Annotated in this window: 11 protein-coding genes; 3 read left to right on the top strand and 8 right to left on the bottom strand. The window is 64.7% G+C overall.

All coding sequences use genetic code 11. The annotated features are described in order from the left end of the window. Positions 1-78 precede the first annotated feature (78 nt). The 7 genes from H2040_RS08055 to H2040_RS08025 form a co-directional block, all read right to left on the bottom strand. On the bottom strand, positions 79-1947 hold the full coding sequence (locus H2040_RS08055) for an ABC transporter ATP-binding protein (RefSeq protein ID WP_287156649.1): 1869 nt from the start codon (positions 1945-1947) through the stop codon (positions 79-81). Between the two features lie 47 nt (positions 1948-1994). After that, positions 1995-2936, bottom strand: coding sequence for an alginate export family protein (locus H2040_RS08050; protein WP_287156647.1), 942 nt, complete (start codon positions 2934-2936; stop codon positions 1995-1997). Positions 2937-3241: 305 nt separating this feature from the next. Further along, positions 3242-4147: an alpha/beta fold hydrolase gene (locus tag H2040_RS08045; RefSeq protein ID WP_287156646.1), complete on the bottom strand. Its 906-nt coding sequence runs from the start codon at positions 4145-4147 to the stop codon at positions 3242-3244. 21 nt (positions 4148-4168) lie between these two features. Next, positions 4169-5572 carry a spinster family MFS transporter gene (locus tag H2040_RS08040; RefSeq protein ID WP_022698886.1) on the bottom strand — a complete coding sequence of 468 codons (1404 nt, stop codon included), beginning with the start codon at positions 5570-5572 and terminating at the stop codon, positions 4169-4171. A gap of 39 nt (positions 5573-5611) precedes the next feature. Beyond that, complete coding sequence (locus H2040_RS08035) at positions 5612-6901, bottom strand: spinster family MFS transporter (protein WP_022698887.1); 1290 nt, start codon at positions 6899-6901, stop codon at positions 5612-5614. Beyond that, entirely contained in the window at positions 6898-7827 is a 930-nt protein-coding gene (locus H2040_RS08030) for an alpha/beta fold hydrolase (protein WP_287156683.1), read from the bottom strand. Before H2040_RS08030 ends, H2040_RS08035 begins: the two co-directional genes overlap by 4 nt. A 130-nt stretch (positions 7828-7957) precedes the next feature. Next, a complete protein-coding gene (locus H2040_RS08025; protein WP_287156642.1) occupies positions 7958-10285 on the bottom strand; it encodes a TonB-dependent receptor in 2328 nt (775 codons plus the stop codon). A 187-nt stretch (positions 10286-10472) separates the two neighbouring features. Between H2040_RS08025 and H2040_RS08020 the strand changes: the two genes are divergently transcribed. From H2040_RS08020 to H2040_RS08010, 3 genes are all read left to right on the top strand, one after another. Further along, positions 10473-11078 carry a TetR/AcrR family transcriptional regulator gene (locus tag H2040_RS08020; RefSeq protein ID WP_287156640.1) on the top strand — a complete coding sequence of 202 codons (606 nt, stop codon included), beginning with the start codon at positions 10473-10475 and terminating at the stop codon, positions 11076-11078. A gap of 31 nt (positions 11079-11109) precedes the next feature. Continuing rightward, complete coding sequence (locus H2040_RS08015) at positions 11110-12609, top strand: class I adenylate-forming enzyme family protein (protein ID WP_287156638.1); 1500 nt, start codon at positions 11110-11112, stop codon at positions 12607-12609. A gap of 243 nt (positions 12610-12852) precedes the next feature. Then, the gene (locus H2040_RS08010; RefSeq protein ID WP_287156635.1) at positions 12853-14007 is read left to right on the top strand and encodes a glycosyltransferase; all 1155 of its coding nucleotides are present in this window, start codon (positions 12853-12855) and stop codon (positions 14005-14007) included. Here the strand turns inward: H2040_RS08010 and H2040_RS08005 are convergent. After that, positions 14004-15272, bottom strand: a complete 1269-nt coding sequence (locus tag H2040_RS08005; protein WP_287156633.1) for an ABC transporter permease — start codon at positions 15270-15272, stop codon at positions 14004-14006. The genes H2040_RS08010 and H2040_RS08005 overlap by 4 nt on opposite strands. Between the last annotated feature and the right edge of the window lie 124 nt (positions 15273-15396).

The raw sequence follows: 15396 nt of genomic DNA, 5'->3' as shown, positions 1-15396 counted from the left end.
GAGGCGGTGTCCTGACAAGGCTTGAATTCAAGGCCGCGAAGCTTGGCCCAAGCCTGACAGGCGGCGCAAGGCGCGCCTTTATGAAACTGCTGTCATGTCCGCCGCGCTCAACCCCTTCGCGCCTGCCATCGGATCATGCTCGGCCACCCAGTGGCCGGGTTCGATTTCGACCAGTTGCGGCGTGTAGATTTCCCCGCCTTCATCCTCCGGCAGGCGGGATTTCAGGAAGCGCAGCGCGGCGCGCGGATCCATGGGGCTGGGCAAGTCGCCCTCGATCTTGATGCGCTTGCGGCTCTTCTCCCGCACCGGATCGGGGATCGGCACGGCAGAGATCAGCGCCCTGGTATAGGGGTGGCGGGCGTCCTCATAGATCGCCTCGCGGTCCGCCAGCTCGACGATCCGCCCCAGATACAGAACCATGACGCGGTGGGAGACCTCGCGCACCACGCTCAGGTCATGGCTGATGAACATCATGGAGAGGCCGAAATCGGTCTGCAGGTCGATCAGCAGGTCCAGCACCTGCGCCTGCACCGAAACGTCCAAGGCCGAAACGGCCTCATCACAGATCACCAGTCTGGGCTTCAATATCATCGCCCGGGCGATCCCCACGCGCTGGTTCTGCCCGCCCGACAGCTCATGCGGGTAGCGATTGATCATCGCCGGATCCAGACCCACCCGCTCCATGATCGTGCGCACCGCCTCGTCCCGCTCCGCCCGTTTCATGTCCGGCGCAAAGGTCTGCAAGGGCTCGGCGATCGAGGCGCCGATCGACATGCGCGGGTCCAACGAGGCCAGCGGATCCTGAAACACGATCTGCAGATCCTTGCGCGCGCGCCGCAGTTCGCTCTTCTTCAGCTCCGTCAGGTCGGTCCCGAGCCACGAGACAACCCCGCCGCTGACCGGCGCCAGTTGAAGCACCGCCCGCGCCAGCGTCGATTTCCCGCAGCCGGACTCCCCCACGATGCCCAGCGTCTCGCCCGGCCGCAGGTCGAACGTCACCCCGTCCACGGCGCGCAGCGGTTTCACCTTGCCCCATAACCCCTTCCCCGTGCGCACCGGGAAATGCACCTTCACATCCTCGGCCCGCAGCAGCGGCTGGCCGTCTTCCGGCGGGGTATAGGCGGGCAGGCTGGCATGGCCGGGGCGCTCGCTGCGGTCGATGCGCGGCATGGCGTCCAGCAGCATGCGCGAATATTCGGTTTTCGGGGCGTGGAAGACCGCTTCGGCGCTCCCCGCCTCCACATATTGCCCGTCCTTCATCACCTGAACGCGGTCCGCCATGCGCGCCACCACGCCCATATCGTGCGTGATCAGGGCGATGGCCGCCCCGGTATCGCGCTTCAGCTCGTCCATGATGTCCAGAACTTCGGCCTGAACCGTGACGTCCAGCGCCGTGGTCGGCTCGTCGGCGATCAGCAGATCCGGGTCGCACAGCATCGCCATGGCGATCATCACCCGCTGGCGCATCCCCCCGGACAGCTCGTGCGGGTACTGTTTCAGGCGGCGTTCGGCTTCCGGAATATGCACCCGGTCCAGCCAGTTCAGGCATGTCCGGGCCGCTTCCTCGCCCTTTATCCCGGCATGGGCGGCCAGGATTTCCTGCATCTGGGCGCCGATTTTCATGTGCGGGGTCAGCGAAGTGAGCGGATCCTGGAAGATCATCGTCATCTTCTCACCGCGAATCCGGTTCAATTCGCGCTGTTTCAGGCCCAGAATCTCCCCTCCGCGATACCGGATCGACCCCTCTACGCGCCCGTTTTGCGCCAGTAATCCCATGGCGGCGAGGAAAGTCTGGCTCTTGCCGGAGCCGGATTCGCCAACAACGCCAACGCATTCGCCCTCATTCACGGTCAGGTTCACCCCGCGCACGGCGTGAATTTCCCCGTCCGGCGTGTCGAAACGGATGTCCAGATCGGCGATTTCCAGAATGGGCGCTTGTGATGTCATGGAGGAATCAGCCTGTCAGGCGGTCAGGAAACGAACAGCCAAACGCATCAATATTGCCATTCGATTGAGAGATAGAGCTTCTTCCGGTCCGCCGGGCCGCCCGCCCCGCCGTCATAATCGGCGTATTGCAGGCCCGCGCTCCAGTTCTCCGCGAAGCTGAAGCTCACTTCCGCGTTCCATTCATGGCCGAAATCGGCCCCGCCGCGGGTCGGATCGAAGCTGTGAAACGCAGCCTGAAAGCCCAGCTTCCGGCCGAAAGGCGGGCGCGGCCAGTTGGCTTTCGCGCCCAGATAGAGGTCCTCCACGCCCTCGGCGGGAATGTTGGAGAACACGTCCGCCCAGCCCCGGCGCGCATGTTTGCCGGCGAATGGCAGGTCAAACCCGCGTGTTCCGTCGCCTTCCCAATGCTCGAAGCCGCCGAAACCGGCCAGCGGGCCATAGGTGATCGTACCCTCCAGCCCGGCATGATCGAGGGTGAAGTCGGCCGAAGTCCGGTAGTCCTGCTGTCGCGCCAGCACGGCGTCATAGGTGAAAACCGCCGGTCCCGCGGGCAGGTCCCCGGTGGCTCTGGCGCCGAAAGTGGCCGTGCCGGGCCGGTCGTCCAGGTCGATCAGATAGGCAAAACCGGACGCCTTGAACGCGCCCGAACGCACCCAGTCGAGGTGCAAAAGGTGGGAATCGGAGTCGGAATCGGCCCGCGTTCCCAGCGTCTGGTTGACCTTCCAGACATAGGAATAGCTGGCCGTCAGCCCCGGTTTGACGTCGAAATCGATGCGTGCGGCGTCAAAGGTGCGGTCATCCTGCCGCCAGCCGGAATTGCCGATGAAGCGCTGGTCGCCATGGCGCACGATCTGGCGTCCGATCGAGGCGAAAACCCTGTCGGTTTCATAGATCAGTTGCAGCCGGTTCAGGTCCGCGATGGCCGCATCCGGGATCACCGGGCGGTCCTGCCCCGCCGCCGGCGCGGCGAAATAATCCCCGCCCAGCACCGTTACCGCCTCCAGCTCGCCCAGAACGGAGAGGTTTTCGGCGATATCCAGCTCCGCCCCGGCGCGCGTGCGCAGGGTCAGGGCGTCCGAATTATCCGGAAATCCGTCCTGATCGACGCGCTCATAGCGCAGGCGCGCATCGGCAAACGGGGCGAAATCGCCGGTCTCCGCATAGGCGGGCGGGGCGGCGGCGAGGATCAGAAGGGGCAGAAAAGTGCGAATGGTCGGGGCTCCGCGAAGCAGTTTCGCGCCCCTTATAACCGCAAACCGATGCTCCGGGCACGCCCTTCCCTGCGGACTTCGCTTTAGGCTTTCTGCGCTTTCAGGAAGGCTTCCAGCTTCGGCCAGGCGTCCGGTTCGGTCATGAAGGGCGCATGGCCGACCCCGGCGACCTCCACGACCGCCAGATCGGGTTTGATTTCCTGCATTCTCGCCACCGTTTCCGGGTCCAGAAGATCGGTGATCGCGCCCCGGAACAGCAGGGTCGGGACGGGTTTCAGCGCCTCGAAAAACGGCCACATGTCCGGCGGCGCGGTCTCGCCCTTGGAGACATTGCCGCTGATGGCCGTGTCATAGTCCAGAACCAGCCCGTCCGGCGTCTCGCGATAGAGCCGCCAGGCGAAACGCTCCCAGAATTCCTGCGTTTCGCCCGGAAAGGCCACGCCATTGACCCCTTTTGTGCGCTCCGCGGCTTCCCTCCAGTCCTTGGCCGGACCAGAATCGCCGCAGACATAGGATTCGATCCGGGTGATCCCCTCGGTCTGAAGCTCCGGTCCGATATCGTTGATGGCCGCCGCGGCAACCTTTTCGGGGTCGGAATGGGCCGCGATCATGGTGATCAGACCGCCCATGGAGGTCCCCACCCACAACGCCTTTTCGACGTTCAGGTCCTCAAGAAGCGCCAGAACATCGGCCACATAGACCGCCGGATTATAGCGTTCGGGCTGCGGATCGGCGTCGGAGCGGCCGCGGCCGCGCATCTCCGGCACGATCACCCGCCGCCCGGTCGCCTCCGCGATCATCGGGGCCAGTTCCTCGAAATCCCGGCTGTTGCGGGTCAGGCCGTGCAGACAGAGCACGGGCGCGATGTCCGGATTGCCGTCATACAGGCGATAGCGCACCACCGGCCCGTCGGCGGTTTTCAGCTCGCCCCACCTGTATCCGCCGGATGCGTTTCCGGTCTTTTTCTCGCGTTTCAGCAAGCCGAACATGCGCTTAGCCTTTTCTTGCCATTAGATCGGATCGGTCACGGGCAAGGCGTCTTCCTCCTCGTCCCGCGCTTCCCAGTCGCGCTCGATCGTGCGCGCGGCCAGCAGGAACAGCCCGCCGGCCAGAAGGTTGAACCCGGCGATGATCATCACCGCGAATTTCAGGGAATCCTCGCCCATCGCCGCGCGCAGACCATCGGAAATGGCCCCCGTCACCAGCGGCCCCAGTCCCAGACCGATAATATTGACGATGAACAGCATCACCGCGCTGGCCATCGCCCGAAGCCCCGGCGCGACAAGGTTCTGGATGGTCGCGAACAGCGGCCCGTACCACATCGCGCCCAGCGCGGTCGGGATCAGCAGGGCCAGCACCGAAACGATGAAAACCGGCGTCATGATCGCGCCCAGATAGATCGGCAGCGCGACCAGCATGGCGATCCCGGGAATGACGGCGTAAGCCTTCAGCCCCAGCCGCCCGCCGGCGAACTTGTCGGTCAGCCAGCCGCCGATCCAGGTGCCCGCGCCGCCGCCAATGCCGATGACAAAAGCGTATGGGAGGGCGGCCGTGGTCACCGCTTCGCGCACCGGCATGTAGTCGTCCAGCCCGCGCACGAAGAAGGAAAACAGCCATGGAAACAGGCCGTAACCCACCATGGAGGCGATGGCCGCGCCAAAGGACAGGATCCAGAAACTGGGCTTTTTCGCCAGCGCTGAGACCACCTTGGAAATCGGCGGCTGCGTCATGTCGGCGTGGCGGTCATAGGAGCCGCGCTTGGGCTCGCCCACCGTGAACCAGAGAATAAGGCCCAGGATCACGCCCGGAATACCCACCAGAAGGAAGGGCGCGCGCCACGCGGAATCCGCGCCAATGGCCGCAAGCCAGCCGGGCGCGCCGTTGGCGGCGTAATAGTCCCCGACCCAGCCATAGAGATACGACCCCATCAGGATGCCGACCACCGAGCCGAGCGGGATGCCCAGCGCATAGATCGCCAGCGCCCGGGCCCGCTGTTTGGACGGGAAATAGTCGGACAGCAGAGAATGGGTCGGCGGCGAACAGCCGGCCTCCCCCACCCCGACGCCGATGCGCGTCAGGATCAGGAACAGGAAGGACTGCGACAGGCCGAACAGCGCGGTAAACCCGCTCCACAACGCCAGCGAAATGGAGATGATCGAGATGCGGTTCAGCCGGTCCGCCAGCCGCGCGATGGGCAGGCCCAGCATGGTGTAGAACAGCGCGAACGCCGTGCCGGTCATCAGACCCAGCTGCCAGTCCGCCAGGCCGAATTCCGCCTTGATCGGCTCCTGCAACACGCCGACGATCTGCCGGTCGATGAAATTGAAGATGTAAACGACCAGAAGGGCGCCCAGTACGTAGGATTTATAGCCGCCCGAAACTGTTCGCGGATCTATGCGCCGCGCCTCACTCATTTGTCCTGCCCCATCGTATTCTTGTTGATGGTCACAGTGTCAGCCGCCCTCCCAATCCTTGGCAAGGCGCCGCGCGGCGAAAAAGAAAAGAATCGCGGCCATGAGATAGAAGCCCGACCCCGCGAGGATGGAATAGCGCAGGGATTCGTCGCCGAAATACGGTCTCAGACGCTCTGAAAACTCGCCCAGGATATAAACGCCCCCGCCGATCCCCAGCAGATTATTGATCAGCAGGAACAGCGCCGAGGCCGTGGCCCGCATATCGGGGCGCACCAGATGCTGGAACGCCGACAGGACAGGCCCCAGCCACATCAGGCCCAGCGCCACCGGAACAGAGAACAGCAGGATCGCCACCACTGGCGTCGATGACAGCACGCCCAGCGCATAGAAAGGCACGGTGAACAGGAAGGCGACGGCCGGGACCAGCGCGTATGCCGCGCGGTTCTTTTCGCCCAGCTTGTCGCCCAGCGCGCCGCCGGCCCACACGCCGATAATGCCGCCAACCAGCAGAATGCCCCCGAACAGCAGCGAGGCCTCCAGAATATCCACCTGGAAACTGCGCACGAAGAAGGAGGGCAGCCAGAAGAAGATGCCATAGCCCATCATGGAGCTGCAGGACGCGCCCAGCGTCAGCAGGAAGAAGCTGGGCTTCTTCATCAGCACGGCGAAAACCTCGCCCAGTTTCGCCCGTTCGGTGGTCTGGCGCGGCGGATCGAAACGGCCGCGTTCAGGCTCCCTGACGGTCAGCTTGAATATGGGCGCCAGAACCAGGCCCGCGACGCCGACAATGATGAACGCCGCGCGCCAGTCGATCCATGAAGCGACAAAGCCGCCGAATACGATGCCGACCGCGCTGCCGATGGGAATCCCGAAGGAATAGATGGCCAGCGCACGCGCGCGCTGATTGGGCGGGAAAAAGTCCGCGACCAGCGAATAGGCCGGCGCCACGCCCCCGGCTTCCCCTACGCCCACGCCCAGACGCGCGGCGAAAAGCTGCCAGAAATTGTTCACCATTCCGCAGGCCGCGGTCATCAGCGACCACGCGGCCAGCGCAATGGTCATGATCCAGGTGCGGTTCACGCGGTCGGCCAGAAGGGCGATGGGCACGCCCAGCGTGGAATAGAACAGGGCGAACGCGATGCCGCCCATCAGGCCCAGCTGGCGGTCGCTCAGCCCCAGCTCCGCCTGGATCGGAACGGCCAGGATGCCGATGATCTGGCGGTCGATGAAATTGAACGTGTAGACGACGACCAGGATGAACAGGACATAGCCGCGATACAGCTTGCTGTCGGCCTTCGCCTCGGCCGCGGCGGGCGTTGCGGCCGTCACGAAGCGCCGCCCGTCAGGAAGGTTTTGGCGTCCGCGGCGGTGCGGGCGGCGTCTTCTTCCTGCGGCACATGGCCCAGATCGTCATACAGGATGACGCTTGCATCCGGGATGGCCTGTTCGGCGCGGGGCGCCTGGTCGGGCGTGATCATGGCGTCCTTGCCGCCCCACAGGATCAAGGTCGGCGCGGTGATTTGCGCCAGCATGTCCGCCGGGTCCGGCATGGTGAATTCGCCGATATGGGCGACATAGGCCTCGCCATTGCCCTCGCGCCGCATCATGTCGCCGATTTCCTGCGCCCGTTCGTCGGTCAGCCGGGACGGGTCGCCATAAGTCATGCGCGTGGCGCTGATCACGCCCGCCTGCGGGGCCAGCGTGAGGAAGGTCTTCATGGCGGCCGGCGCCTCTGAAGGTTCATCGCCGACCTGGTTGAACTGATAGATGCCCGCATCAATCAGGATCAGCTTTTCCACCCGGTCCGGATAGGTCGCGGCGAACCGCCAGGCGATGGTGCCGCCCAGCGAATTGCCGGCGATGCTGGCGCGTTCGATCCCCAGACTGTCCATAAGCTCGGCCAGAAATTCCGCGCGCTCCTGCGGGGCATAACGCTGCTGCGGGTCCGGGCCGGTGAGGCCGTGGCCCAGAAGGTCATAGCGGATCACCCGGAAATCGCCCGACAGCGCTTCGGCCCATCCGTCCCAGGTTTCAAGACTGGACGTGAAGCCGTGGATCAGGATGACGGGCGGGGCGTCCGCCTGGCCTTCTTCCCGCACGCGCACCTGCGCGCCGGCCACGCTCACATAACGGTCGTCGGCGGTCATATATTTCGCTTCCAGCGCATCGGTGGCGGGGCCGCGGAGACTGATCACGAACCAGACGATGAGCGCGGCGACAAGCGCCAGGATAACGACTCCGAAAATGACGAGCATGCGATTCACGAGCTTTCACCCTCTCCTGACGAAAAACGGCAAGGCGCCCCTCACGCTGCGCTGGGCGGCGCGAGGGGACATCCCGCCCCCGCGGACCGGCGGCGCATGAACGCCGCCGGCCAGTTGGCGCTTAGTAGCGGTAGGAGACGGTCGCTGTCACCGTGCGTGGATCGCCGTAATAGGCGGTCAGCGTGCCTTCCAGGCCCAGCTCCGGCGCCAGCGTGTCGTTGTTCACGAAGTCATAGCCGGCGACCTTGTAGCGCTCGTCCGTCAGGTTGCGGCCATGGACGCCGAAGCCCCAGTGATCGCCCTGCCAGGTGATAGACGCGTTCCACAGCGTGTAGGATTCCTGGTCCAGCAGCGGGAACGGCACTTCGAACTGGGTCGAGTCGCCGCGATAGGACAGCGTCGTGCTGGCCGTCAGCTCGCCGCCGCGCAGCGGGGCGAAATAGGCCGCGGTGCCGCTGGCCGTCCAGTCCGGCGTGTTCTGGATCTCCACCTGATCGGAAATATCCACGCCGAACGCGTCGATGAACTTGTCATACTCGCCGTCCAGATAGCCGAGCGACCAGCTGAAATTCAGGCCGTCGGCCGGGGTGAACATGTCCTCGGCGACCGCCAGACGGCCTTCATATTCGACGCCCTTCAGGGTCGCCGCGCCCGCATTGGTGGTGACGCCGGTAAAGGTGTCGGAGACGCCGTCGCCATCGGTGTCGACGCCGACCGAACCCGGCACCTGAACATCCTTGTAGTCGGCGTAGAACACGGCCAGCGAATGACTGTAGCGGCCATTGGAGAACTTCCAGCCCAGCTCATAGGAATCGACTTCTTCCGGCTCGAAATTCATGAACTGGAAGACTTCGTCATCGCTGACCACGCCATCGCCGTTGAAGTCAGGCGCGGCCGTCGTCTGTCCGCGCGGATCGAAGCTGCCGCCTTTGAAGCCCTGGCTGTAGGACGCGTAGAGATTGTGCTCCGCATTGGGCTGCCACTGCAGCGAGGCGCGCGGGCTGAAATCCTCATACTCGGCCGAACCGTTGAAGTCGGACGTCGTCGCGATCAGGGTCGGATTGCCGCCGAAGAATTCGGAGAAGCCGCCAATATAGGTGCGCCGCAAAACCTGCGAGGTGCGTTCGTCAGAGGTGTAGCGGCCGCCCAGCGACAGGCTCCACTGATCGGTGAAATCATAGGTGAAGTCGCCGAAGACCGACCAAGTCTCCGTGCCCACATCGCCAAAGGTCTGCGCGTTCAGGCCCGGAAGGCCGACCGCCGCGCCGGTATTGGCCAGCAGCACATCGAACACGGTGGAGGCGTTGGCGTCCAGATAATAGAACCCGATCAGGCCGTTCAGCCGGTCGCCGGAATACAGAAGCTGGAGCTCTTCGGAGAACTGGTCGTTCTTGTAGATCGCAGGAACGTCCAGATCGGCCGATTGCAGGCTGTCGAAATCGATCGGGGAGGTCGATTCATCCTCGCGATAGGCGAGGATGTTCCGCAGCTGCCAGTTATCATTGATATTGAACTCTGCCAGGAACGAACCGCCATAGGATTCGACTTCCTGATCAACGACATTGAGACCCGCGCGGGTATCGAATTCATCGTCCAGCACCGGCGCGCCGGTCAGCTGACCGGCAATCAGGCGGTGGCCCTGACGGGCGTTCGACTCATCTTTGATGTAGTCGCCGGTCAGACGGAAGAAGATGTCGGGGGTCGGCTCGAACTCTGCCGAGGCGCGGGCGCCCCAGAGATCCTTGTTATAGTTTTCCTCGCCGGTGACGATGTTCTCGCCAAAACCGTCGCGGGTCAGGCGCGCCACGGCGCCGCCGACGCGGAACGTGTCGGCCAGCGGAACGCTGCCCGAAACGATCAGGTCTTTCTGGTCATAGCTGCCATATTTGGCCGTGGCCTCGAACGCCGGCTGGTCGCCGAGGCGCTTGGTCACATACTTGATCGCGCCGCCAATCGTGTTGCGGCCATAGAGCGTGCCCTGCGGGCCGCGCAGAACCTCGATCCGCTCCACGTCATAGATGTCCAGAACGGCGGCCTGCGGACGGTTCAGATAGACATCGTCGACATAGACGCCAACGCCGGCCTCAAAGCCCGCGACCGGGTCCTGCTGCCCGACGCCGCGGATGAAGGCCGACAGCGTGGAATTGGTGCCGCGGGAAACTTCCAGCGTCACGTTCGGCGTGGTCTGCGCGACATAGGTGATGTCCTGCGCGCCGACCTGCGCCAGCTGATCGCCGGAATAGGCGGTGACGGCGACCGGAACGTCCTGAAGGGATTCTTCGCGGCGGCGGGCGGTGACGACGATTTCGTCCTGACTGCGGGCCGGGGCGGCTTGCGGAACCGGTTCGGAAACGGCCTGACCTTCGGTCTGGGCCTGGGCGGCGCCCGTCATGGCCAGAACGCCGGCGGAGGCGCTGGCCAGCAGCGCCGCGAGTGTGGATTTATTCATTTGATCCCTCCCTGGAGATACGATGGCGGCGACAGTGGCGTTCTGCGCCGTATTGAAATCTCGAAACCGGACGGACCCCTGCCCGCCCCGCAGCGTTATTATCCCCCAAGGCTTCTTCGACCGGCCTTGCTTGCTAGGCTGCGTTTCGTCGGCCATTATATGAAACATGAATCATGATTCAAGTTACATGAATGACACAGAGCTGAAAACGCCCAAGACGGCGCGTGGCCTGAAGACCCGGAACAAGCTGCTGGACGCGGCGGAGAAGGAGTTCGGCGAAAAGGGATTCCATGACGGCGCAATCAGCGGAATCACGCAGCGCGCGGGCGTGGCGCTGGGCACTTTCTATACATATTTCGAATCGAAAGAGGCCGTGTTCCGGGCGCTGGTCGAGCATATGAGCAACCGCACGCGGACCCATGTCGCCTCCCGCGTGGCCGGGGCGCCGGACCGCCTGACCGCCGAACGCGAAGGAATCGCGGCCTATATCGAGCTGGTCCGCCAGAACGAGGACCTCTACCGCATCATCATGGAGGCGCAGTTCGTCGCGGAGGAAGCCTATCGCGCCCATTATGACCGCTTCGCCCGCGCCTATCAGAAAAACCTGACAGAGGCGGCGGGACGCGGCGAGATCGATCCCGCCCATATAGAGGAACGGGCTTGGGCGCTGATCGGAATAAGCGTATTTCTGGGCCTGCAATATGGCGTGTGGGACAAGGACAAACCGGCCGAAGACGTCGCCGATGCGATTGACGGCTTTGTCCGTTACGGTCTTGATCGCCAGGAACGCTAGATACGCCCTAGAGGATTTTCTCTGACCGCCCATGAGCTGGCGCCTGTTCGATATCACCGCAAAGCGCGCCGAACTGGCGCCCGGCGCCATCGCGTTCGAGGATGCGCGCAGCGGCGAAACCCTGAGCTATGGCGCGCTGGAAACCCGCGCCGCGCAAGCCGCCGCATGGCTGGTACAGCGGGGCGTGAAGCCGGGCGACCGGGTGGGCGTTCTCTGCCGCAACCGCACCGAATTGTTCGAGCTGTTGTTCGCGTGCGGCAAGACGGGCGCGATCCTGGTTCCGCTGAACTGGCGCATGACGGCGGCGGAGCTGACCGGCATGATCGCCGACTGCGCGCCCGCGCTGATCCTTTGTGGCGACAAGGACGCCGGTGCAGCCAAAGCCGCGGCCGGGGACCGCCCGATCGTGCCGCTGGATGTTTTCAACGCCGAGCGCGAAACGCTGACCCCGCATCCGGGCCGCGCCGAATGGCCGGCGGACGAGGCTTGGTTCCTGATCTATACGTCCGGCACCACCGGCGCGCCCAAGGGCGTGATCAATACCTACGGAATGGCGCTGGCCAATTTCGTGAATATCGGCCAGGCGCTGGCGCTGAACGCGGCCGATTCCACCTTTAATCACCTGCCGCTTTTCCACTCCGCCGGCATCAATCTGGTGACGCTGCCGCTATTGATGAGCGGGGGCCGGGCGCTGATCGCGCGGGATTTCGAGGCGGCGGAGACGCTGTCCCTGCTGGGCGCCGGCCGGATCAGCGTGATGTTCAGCGTGCCGACCGTCTATCGGGCGTTATGTGAAGCGCCGGAGTTTGCCGAAACCGGGTTTTCCGCCGTCCGCAGCTGGGCTTGCGGCGGGGCGCCGTTATCGGAGCGGGTGGTCATGCGCTTTGCCGAACGCGGCGCGCTGATCCGTCACGGATTTGGCATGTCGGAGTCCGGGCCGACCACGCTGCTGATGGATGAGGCAAGCGTCCTGGCCAAGCCGGGGGCGGCGGGGCGGCCGCAACTGCTCAGCCGGGCGCGGGTGGTGGATGAGGCCGGTCACGACCTGCCGGACGGCGAAACCGGCGAAATCTGGCTGTCCGGCCCCGGCGTGACCCCCGGCTATTGGGGCCAGCCGGACGAAACGGCGAAAATTTTCAGCGCCGATGGCTGGCTGAAAACCGGCGATCTGGGGCGCCGCGATTCCGAGGGCGACTTTCATATCGTCGGACGGATCAAGGAAATGATCATCAGCGGCGGCGCCAATGTCTTCCCGGCAGAGATCGAAGCGGTGCTGAACCGCCACCCGGACGTGGCCGACGCCGCGGTGATCGGCGCGCCGGACGAGGTCTGGGGCGAGGCCGGACACGCCTTCATCCAACCGCGCCCGGACCGGGCGCCCGGCCGCGGCGAACTGGAGGCGTTTTGCCGCGACCAGCTGGCCGGATACAAAATTCCCAAAACTTTCACCTTTGTGGACACATTTCCCCGCACAGCGTCCGGCAAGATCCAGAAGTCGCGCCTGACCGCGCCGGCGGCGGAAACCGTCTAGGCGCTTCGCCGGACGCTGAAAGTCAGTCATTCCCTAAACGCTTCATAGGCTTGCACGGATTCGCGCAGGGGCTGAGTCTGCTTGCGTTTTACACCGGATTCAGTCATGAGGGCGCTGTAACAGGGGGACGGGGTATGCTGAATCATGCCTCGCTGCGGCCACATTGCGGCGTGAAACCTTACAAACCAGTCATTTTTGTGTGAGAAAACACTCGCACTCCGCACACGCGCGATCCGAGACCTTATGAATAACAATAACGGAGCACGCGCGACCGATCCGAAGACGCCGGACGGCGATCTGAGGTTCGTGATCGCTATCCCGGTTGGCGCCTGGCACGAGAGCCTGGCCGCGACATTTGAATCGCTCGCCATCCAGACGCCCCGCCCGGCGGTGGCGCTGCTGGATGCGTCCGGCGACCCGCGCGTATCCGATCTCGCCGACACGTTCGGCGATCTGTTCGCCTATCGCCGCCACGGCCCCGATGGCGGCCAGACCGCCGCCATCGCCGAGGGCTGGCGCGAGCTGGACGGCGATGTCCTGCACTGGCTGAACGTCGATGACGCGCTGATGCCCGGCGCGCTGGCCGCGGTGCAGCGGAAATTTCACGACCATCCCGAAGCCGACGTCGTCTATGGCCACTCCATCGTGCTGGACGAGGATGGCGGCCTGCGCGGCGCGCATCCAGCGGTCGACCCGAAACGGCTGGACGCCCTGCCCCGCGACTGCGTGATTTCACAGCCCTCCTGTTTCGCGCGCCGCGAGGCGGTCGACAGGGCCGGCGGCCTGAACGAGCATTTTCACTATGTGATGGACTGGGATCTCTGGACCCGGCTCTACCGCACCGGCGCGACGTTTGAGTTCCTGAACGAGTTTCTCTCTCAGGTCGTCTGGGGCGCGGATACAAAGACCGCCCATCTGAACGCGCGCAAGCTGCGCGAGATGTTCACCATCGTCAGCCGCACGCGCAAACCGGTCTGGATCCTGCGCACGCTGGGCGCGGCGGCGCGGCAGATCCTGATCGATTACCACATCAACCCGATCTTCCACCGCAAGCCCTTCTACTGGCGCAACGGCACGCGGCTGCCCTACGTCAATTTCGGGCGCGGCGACGCGGTCGGCATCGAGATCACGCTGGAGACCGAAGGGTTCGCAGGCGCGACCTCCACCGACCGTCTGGAAGTCTTCGATCCGCAGAGCGCGCTTATTCCGTCCAGCGCCGGGGAGTGGAAGCTGAACGGCGCGGGCGACCAGCTGGAAATCGCGTTCGCCGACGAGATCGGCACCGGCGATCCGATCTGGATCCGCACCGATGACGATGCGCTGCAGCGCCGGGTGCGCCGTATTCGCTGGGTCTATGACACTACGGACAATAGCGGCGCGTCCGCCGGCAACGACTAGAGCCGGATCGACAGCCCGTCGGCCAGCGAATTGCGGAAGGCCCGCCACGCCGGGATGACGCCCAGCAGGGCGGAGGCGGCGGTGACGGCCAAAATCACGTAAATCTCGAACAGGCTCGGGCCGAGCCCCATCAAGGCCAGACCCAGCCGGGATTCGGCCAGCGGCGCCAGCACGGCCATCGCCCCGTGAACCAGCACGACGCCCAGCGCCGCGCCGATAAAGGCCAGGCCCGCCGCCTCGCTGACCAGAAGCGCGAAGATATGCCAGGGCCGCGCCCCGACCGAGCGCAGGATCGCCATTTCGCGCCGCCGCTCGTTCAGCGTGGTCAGGATGCTGGTGAGAATGGTCAGCAGCCCGACGAACACAACGAACACCGAAATGGCGCCGAGCACCCGCTCCACCGTGCCGATCACGCTCCAGAGCTGGTTCAGCGCCAGCCCCGGAACCACCGCCAGCAGCGGCTCGCCCTCATAGGTGTTGATTTCGCGCCGCAGGCTCAGCATCGCGCCCTTCGACTCGAGGCCGACAAAGAAGGCCGTGATCTCGTCTGTCCGGAGCGGCATGGAGGCCACGTCTTCGGCGCTGGCGGCGCGGGCGAGCGCCGATGGCGCGCCGCTTTCCCACCCGACATGGATGGCTTCCATGCCCTGAAGCGTGATGTGGACCGTGCGGTCCACAGGCGTCCCGGTCGGTTGCAGAATTCCGGTGACCTTGAACGGCCTGTTGTCGTGATCGTGGAACCCGACCTCGCCGATCCCATGGCTGAGGGTGATCTCCTCGCCAAGCTCATAGTCCAGCTCCCGCGCCACGGCGGCGCCCAGCACCGCGTCATAGACGCCGGAATAGGGATCCCCGGCCGCCATCTCCAGCCGGCTGCCGCCGCCATACTGGTAATGTTCGAAATAGTTCTGATCCGAACCCAGGACCCGGTAGCCCTTGTGCGCATCGCCCAGCGATATGGGGATGGTCCAGGCGATTTCCGGCCGGTCCGCGAATTCCTGATAGCTGTCCCAGCTGATCGAACTGGTCGGGTCGCCGATCCGGAAAACGGTGTAGAGCAGCAGATTCACCGGCCCCGTCCGCGCGCCAACGATCAGGTCCGTTCCGCTGATCGTGCGCTCGAATCCGGCGCGCGCGCCTTCGCGCATTTTCTCCACGCCCACGAACAGGCTGACGCTGAGCGCGACCGCGATGATCGTCAGGATCGCCGTCAGGCGGCGATTGAAGGCGCTTTTCAACGCAAGGCTGAGCACCGGCGCATTCATGCCGCCACCCCGGCGCGGTTGAGGTCGGGCAGGATCAGGCTGCGGTCGAAATGATCGGCCAGACGCGCATCATGGCTGACGAACAGAAGCGTCGCGCCGCTGGCCGCCGCCTGCTCCGCCAGCA

The sequence above is a fragment of the Euryhalocaulis sp. genome (assembly GCF_013911995.1).
Lineage (GTDB): Bacteria > Pseudomonadota > Alphaproteobacteria > Caulobacterales > Maricaulaceae > Euryhalocaulis > Euryhalocaulis caribicus.
The sequence above is the reverse complement of the archived record's forward strand: the minus strand, read 5'-3'. Positions and strand labels throughout refer to the sequence as shown.

Bases quoted from the DNA above. Each gene is read 5' to 3' on its own strand.
- H2040_RS08055 (WP_287156649.1), bottom strand. From the start codon at position 1,947: ATGACATCACAAGCGCCCATTCTGGAAATCGCCGATCTGGACATCCGT.
- H2040_RS08045 (WP_287156646.1), bottom strand. From the start codon at position 4,147: ATGTTCGGCTTGCTGAAACGCGAGAAAAAGACCGGAAACGCATCCGGC.
- H2040_RS08040 (WP_022698886.1), bottom strand. From the start codon at position 5,572: ATGAGTGAGGCGCGGCGCATAGATCCGCGAACAGTTTCGGGCGGCTAT.
- H2040_RS08030 (WP_287156683.1), bottom strand. From the start codon at position 7,827: ATGCTCGTCATTTTCGGAGTCGTTATCCTGGCGCTTGTCGCCGCGCTC.
- H2040_RS08025 (WP_287156642.1), bottom strand. From the start codon at position 10,285: ATGAATAAATCCACACTCGCGGCGCTGCTGGCCAGCGCCTCCGCCGGC.
- H2040_RS08020 (WP_287156640.1), top strand. From the start codon at position 10,473: ATGAATGACACAGAGCTGAAAACGCCCAAGACGGCGCGTGGCCTGAAG.
- H2040_RS08015 (WP_287156638.1), top strand. From the start codon at position 11,110: ATGAGCTGGCGCCTGTTCGATATCACCGCAAAGCGCGCCGAACTGGCG.
- H2040_RS08010 (WP_287156635.1), top strand. From the start codon at position 12,853: ATGAATAACAATAACGGAGCACGCGCGACCGATCCGAAGACGCCGGAC.
- H2040_RS08005 (WP_287156633.1), bottom strand. From the start codon at position 15,272: ATGAATGCGCCGGTGCTCAGCCTTGCGTTGAAAAGCGCCTTCAATCGC.